Annotated in this window: 6 protein-coding genes; 3 read left to right on the top strand and 3 right to left on the bottom strand. The window is 30.7% G+C overall.

The features are described from left to right. Positions 1-257, top strand: a 257-nt coding sequence (locus Q0K54_RS06840) for a PD-(D/E)XK nuclease domain-containing protein (RefSeq protein ID WP_294579465.1), incomplete at its 5' end; no start/stop codon positions are given. An 82-nt stretch (positions 258-339) separates the two neighbouring features. Here Q0K54_RS06840 and Q0K54_RS06835 read toward each other — a convergent pair. Genes Q0K54_RS06835 through Q0K54_RS06825 form a run of 3 tightly spaced genes read right to left on the bottom strand, consistent with a single transcriptional unit; the run spans position 340 to position 3,274 of the window. After that, positions 340-1,521 (bottom strand): MalY/PatB family protein, encoded by a 1,182-nt coding sequence (locus Q0K54_RS06835; protein WP_294579463.1) that lies wholly within the window; start codon positions 1,519-1,521, stop codon positions 340-342. Then, positions 1,511-2,536 carry a hypothetical protein gene (locus tag Q0K54_RS06830; protein WP_294579461.1) on the bottom strand — a complete coding sequence of 342 codons (1,026 nt, stop codon included), beginning with the start codon at positions 2,534-2,536 and terminating at the stop codon, positions 1,511-1,513. The genes Q0K54_RS06835 and Q0K54_RS06830 overlap by 11 nt, the downstream gene beginning before the upstream one ends. A 54-nt stretch (positions 2,537-2,590) precedes the next feature. Continuing rightward, positions 2,591-3,274, bottom strand: a complete 684-nt coding sequence (locus Q0K54_RS06825) for a PIG-L family deacetylase (protein WP_294579459.1) — start codon at positions 3,272-3,274, stop codon at positions 2,591-2,593. Between the two features lie 270 nt (positions 3,275-3,544). Between Q0K54_RS06825 and nrdD the strand changes: the two genes are divergently transcribed. Then, positions 3,545-5,704, top strand: coding sequence for an anaerobic ribonucleoside-triphosphate reductase (gene nrdD / locus Q0K54_RS06820; protein WP_294579455.1), 2,160 nt, complete (start codon positions 3,545-3,547; stop codon positions 5,702-5,704). A gap of 3 nt (positions 5,705-5,707) precedes the next feature. After that, positions 5,708-6,220, top strand: a complete 513-nt coding sequence (gene nrdG / locus Q0K54_RS06815; protein ID WP_294579452.1) for an anaerobic ribonucleoside-triphosphate reductase activating protein — start codon at positions 5,708-5,710, stop codon at positions 6,218-6,220. Positions 6,221-6,326 lie beyond the last annotated feature (106 nt).

Genomic DNA, 6,326 nt, shown 5'->3' with positions numbered 1-6,326 from the left:
AAATAAAAAGCAATCAGGAAAGTGGAAAAGGAAGAAGTGATATAATCTTAAAGGCCAGAAATGAAAACAAGCCATCATATGTAATAGAATTTAAATATACAAGAGATAAGAAAGTAGATTTAAAAGACCTGGCTAAAGAAGCTGTTGACCAAATTATCACTAATCAATATGACATGGGATTAAAGGGGCGAGTAATATATATCGGACTGGCGCATCGTCAAAAACAATGTGAAGTATTGTGGAAGCCAAAAAGATAACTAATCAAAAGAGTTTATTCATCGTTTACAAAAATGAAGCCACTACAAATTAAATTGTAGTGGCTTTAAGTATGTGATGTAATTATTTGTAGTTGTTGCTTTTTAGATAATCTAAACTTCTTTTTAACCGATTTAAACCATCAAGTAATTTTGTTTGACTACAGCCAACGCACATTCTTAAATAACCGTCGCCAAAATAAGTAGTTCCAGGCATAATTCCAACTTTACCATAGTTAACTAAAACATCTTGAAATGTTTTTAAGTCAACTGGTAATTGCCGGCAATCAATCCAAGCTAAATAAGTTGCTTCTGGTTTTACAAAGTGCAGGGGCTGACATTTTTCATTGATAAACTGCTCAATAATATTCATATTATTTTCTAAATAAGCCACTAACTGTTGACGATAATCATGACATTGATTATATGAAGCAATTAAAGCGTTCATACCCATAAAGTTTGCCGAATTAACAAAATCACGGTGTTTGGTAATATTTAAAAATCTTTCTTTGATCTTAGCATCAGGAATTAAGGCATAACTGCCACCAAGACTAGGATAATTATATGTTTTAGATCCAGATGAAACTAAGTACAACTGTAAATATTCATCAAGAAAAGATACAATTGGTAGATGCTTTTTATGATAAACAATATCCATGTGAATTTCATCAGCAATAATCTTAACATCATATTTTTTAGCTAACATAATGATTTTTGTTAATTCATCTTCATTCCAGACTCTTCCAGTTGGATTATGAGGCGAACAAAGTAAAAAGACTTTTGCCTGTTTAAAAGCCTGTTCTAAGCTTTTAAAGTTAATGGTATAGTAACCGTCCTGGTTTTGTAATTCTACGCGAAGACTTTGACGCTGGTGATTAATGATAGCATCTTCAAAATCTGGGTACATCGGTGAAAAGGTGGCAACATAGTCACCAGGATCAGTTAAAATAGCCATTAATGTTGATAAACTATACATTACTGAAGGACTGTAGACGATCCACTTGGAGTTAATATTTGTAGCAAAATTATTTTTAAAATAATTGACGATGGCATTAAAAAAGTCATCATGATTCCAGCGGCTATAACCAAAAATCTGGAGATCAGTAGCTTTTTTTAAAGCATCAGTTACTGGCTGAGGAACTAAAAAATCAGTATCTGAGATAGAGAACGGTAAAATATCATCACGACCAAAACGATCACTGATAAAGTCCCATTGCGTACTATAGGTATTTTTACGATTAATTACTTGATCAAAGTTATATTTCATGATTTTCCTCCCGATATAAAAATTTCCAAATAATAATTGAACCAATGATTTGAACAAGATTAACTAAGATACTGCGCCAATCTAAATTGACAAGAAACCCTTCGATAAAAAGACCTAAATATGGAGCATCAAAAATTGGTTTATTTAAATATCCTAAAGCCATTAATACAAAAGGAAAACTGCCAAGAATAGTGCCACCAAGGACATAAGGAATAAACGCTTTTTTATTTCTAGTAATGGGCAGGGCAAAAATAACACTTTCATTAACCCCAAACCAGCCGGCTTTAAAGCAATCTTTTGGTAGCCGTTTAGAAAGTAAAGCAATTCCAATGGTAACCCCAGTTCCTGATAGATTAGCAAAAGCGGACATTGAACCATGAGTAAATAAATGAATTAAGGGTTCGTTTAATAAAAAAGCCTGAATATTTTCACTTAAAAATAATATTTGAATTGGTCCTAGAAAAGCTAATAATAAAGCTGGATGATAACCATAATAAAACAATAAACAATATAGAAAAATAATCCCAATACAAGTAATTGGCCAATCAAAGATCGTTAACCAATTTAATGGTAAAGTAAGATATTTGAAGATTACTATTATTATAATGATCGTTAATAGTAAAATGATGTTTTTTAAAGAATCTTCAACAAATTTTGGAAGACTAGTTATAAAATGTTTAGAAAACAATTGCTTTTGATAGAGATGATCAATTAGATAGATAATAATTGCTAAAACAATGGCATCTAAAAGATTATTTTGTTTAGTTATTGCCAAAATAGCCAGTACCAATACGCATGATTGGATTTTGTTAGTTAGAAAGTAAGTTAAAGCAATTGCCATGAAAAAAGGCAGCAGCTTAATAATTGTTAAAGCTATAGTTTGAATCAATGCTTCATCAACCAATTGATTAATGATTAGAGCAATTGATGCTAGATTCAAAATTAAATAAATTGGATTTAAAGATTGATTGATAGCTTGAACAATTCTACTATTGGTAATTTGATCAAATTTCATGTTATCCCCCTATATGCTTAAGTATATTAAATTTTAATTCAAAAGTAAAAAGGATTAGGACCAATCCTGGTAACTAATCCAATATTCATATGGAAACATATGTTGCAGATGCTTGCATACCTTCTTTTGAGAAGAATATAATTTTAAAAGATTATTTTTTTCTTCTAATAGTTTAGCATCGTAAGTTGGAGTCATTGGCAGATATGCACTATTTTTTTTGTGATATTTGCCAAAATAATAAAGTTTATCGGTAGCATGTAAATTTTCTTGAATCTTGGTAACTATTGAGTTAGTCATTTTATGATGAATATGACCATACTCACCATCAGGATTATGAGTTACGATAAGATTAAATGAATGTTTAGATAATACATAATATAAATCGTTTCTTATTTTATTTTTACAAGTTGCCCAGTTATCTTTTTTACCATTGACTTTATCAGGATAATCTAGAATAATTCCAAAGGATGCTGTATTCTTTAAAACATTCATAAATTCATTAGCTCGAACTTTGTTGTTACCATTTGTCAGGCAAATCACGAAATATTTATCTTGAAGCAAATGCATACCACCCCAGATTGTTTCATCATCAGGATGGGCGACAATCATGATTTTATCGTATTCGGCAAAATTGATCTGATCAAATAGTTCTTGATGGAGTGGTTGATAGATTGTCGGTTTAACATGACTGGAACAATTTAATAATATTAATGTGATAACGATAATTATTTTTTTCATAGCCATATTTTAACATAGTCTTTTATTAAAGTTTTTAAAGCTTTCTAAAGAATAAATTAATAATTATTAATTGTGGTAATAGTTTATCCTTTTTTTAAACAATTAGACAAAAAAAGCGTGATTTATCGGATAATTTATGATAGAGTAGGCAATTGGTGAATTATGAGTCTTAAGTTTGTGTAAAAAAAATTCGAGGTTTATGATGTATATCATTATCAAAATATTTTTTTTAATGGTATTATAGGTTTTGTAATTTTAGGAGGGAACAAAATGAGAGTTATAAAAAGAGACGGTCACACTGTAGAGTTTGATGCGACGAAAATTGAAAATGCTATTTTAAAGGCCATGAAATGTGGTAGTGGTATTGTAGATGAACAATGTGCAAAAGATATTGCCAGAGAAATTGAAGAGTGGCATCGTTATAGTGATAGTGATATTTCAATCTATCGAATTGAAGGTCAAGTATTTGAAAAGTTAATTGAAAAAGGGCAGATTTTGACTGCTAAAGCATATGAAGGTTATCGTAAAGTTAGGGAATTTCAACGAGAAACCAATACAATTGATAATGAAATCTATGGTATTGTCAATCAGACTAATAAAGAAGCCATGGAAGAAAATTCAAATAAAGATGCGACCGTTTTAGCAACTCAAAGAGATTTAATTGCCGGAGAGTTTTCTAAAGATTATTGTCGGCGTTTGTTGTTGCCACCAAAAATTGTTCAGGCTCATGATGATGGAATTATTCATTTTCATGATATGGATTATTATATTCAAAAGATGCATAATTGTGATTTAGTTAATTTAAAAGATATGTTTGCTCATGGAACAGTTATTAATGATAAATTAATTGAAACACCAAAGTCTTTGCAAACAGCTTGTACTGTAGCTACTCAAATAGTTCAACAAGTTGCTAATGGTCAATATGGTGGTCAAACGATTTCTTTAGCACATTTATCACCATATGTAAGAGTAAGTTATGAAAAACATAAAAAGAATGTTGCTAATGAAGGAAAAATGATTGGAATTGAATATAGTGATGAACAAATTGAAAAAATTGCTAAATCACGTTTACAAGACGAAATTAGAGCCGGTATTCAAACGATTCAATATCAAATTAACACTTTTTCAACGACAAATGGACAAGCACCATTTTTATCAATTTTCATGTATTTAAAAGAAGAACCAGAATATATTGAAGAAACAGCAATGTTAATTGAAGAAACTCTAAGACAGCGTTATGTCGGAATGAAAAATCCAGTAGGTGCTTATGTAACACCAGCTTTTCCAAAGTTATTATATGTCTTAGATGATAATAATGTCCCACAAGATAGTAAATATCGTTATTTGACTGATTTAGCGGTAAAATGTGTGGCTAAACGAATGATGCCTGATTTTATTTCAGCTAAGATCATGCGTGAAAATTATGAAGGACAAGTATTCCCATGTATGGGTTGTCGTAGCTTTTTATCACCTTGGAAAGATGAAAATGGCGAATATAAATGGTATGGTCGCTTTAACCAGGGAGTAGTAACTTTAAACTTAGCTGATGCTGGTTTATCAGCAAATCATAATATTGATGATTTCTGGAAAATTTTAGATGAAAGATTAGAGTTATGTAAAGAAGCTTTAATGTTACGTCATGAAAGTTTAAAAGGAACACTTGCTGATGTTAGTCCAATTCACTGGCGTTATGGTGCCTTAGCACGCTTAAAGTCTGGTGAAAAAATTGATAAGTTATTAGAAAACGGTTATTCAACAATTAGTTTAGGATATATAGGGTTATATGAATGTGTTGTAGCTTTAATTGGACAAACCCACACTTCAAAAGAAGGTAATGAATTAGCTACGAAGATCATGGAGCGTTTAAGAAATGCTTGTGATACTTGGAAAGAAGAAACAGGACTGGGATTTGGTTTATATGGAACCCCAGCTGAATCAACTACTTATACATTTGCTAAAGCCTTGAAAAAACGGTTTGGAATTGTTCCAGGGGTTACTGATAAAGATTATTTAACAAATTCTTATCATGTTAATGTTAGAGAACACATTGATGCCTTTAGTAAATTAGAAGTTGAAGCTAAATTCCAAAAATTATCTTCTGGTGGAGCCATTAGTTATGTTGAAGTAACTAACATGTCACAAAACTTAGATGCCTTGTCAGCTTTAGTAGATTATATGTATGAAACAATTCAATATGCTGAAATCAATACTAAATCTGATTATTGTCAAGAATGTGGTTTTGATGGTGAAATCTTATTAGATGAAAATCGTGAATGGTATTGTCCAAATTGTGGTAACCGTAATCATAAAACATTAAATGTTTGCCGTCGTACTTGTGGTTATTTAGGTGACAATTTCTGGAATCAGGGACGAACTCAAGAGATTCAAGAACGCTTTGTACACTTAGATAATCATTTATATGGAGAATAATTTGTGAGATACGCACAAATTAGACAAACAGATATTGCTAATGGCGAAGGAATTCGAGTTTCTTTATATGTTCAAGGATGCCATCAGCATTGTTTAAATTGTTTTAATCCAGAAACTTGGGATTTTAGTGGCGGTGACTTGTTTAATGAGGAAATGGAAAATACATTGATTGATTTAATCAATAAGCCTCATATCAATGGAGTGACGATTTTAGGCGGAGAACCGTTAGAACCTGAAAATCGCTATGATGTTGCTAAATTATTACATAAGATCAGGGAAAATTGTCCTAATCGAACAATCTGGTTATATTCAGCTTATTTATATGAAAAAATAAAAGATTTTGATGTGGCAATTTTACCATATTTAGATGTTTTGATTGATGGTCCTTATATTGATCATTTAAGTGATCGGAAATTACGTTTTCGTGGTTCTTCAAATCAAAGAATCATTGATGTGCCAGCATCATTAAAAGAAAATCAGATCATTTTATATCAATCAAGTCGTTATTATCAATAAACAGTTTACTTTTAAAGTAGACTGTTTTTTTATAACCTGGCTTTGCAAATAGAATTTTTATGTTATAATAACAACTTGAAACACTAAGTGTTTGATTTGATCAATT

The organism is uncultured Thomasclavelia sp., assembly GCF_944324745.1.
Lineage (GTDB): Bacteria > Bacillota_I > Bacilli_A > Erysipelotrichales > Coprobacillaceae > Thomasclavelia.
This window is presented reverse-complemented; position numbering and strand designations above follow the sequence as displayed.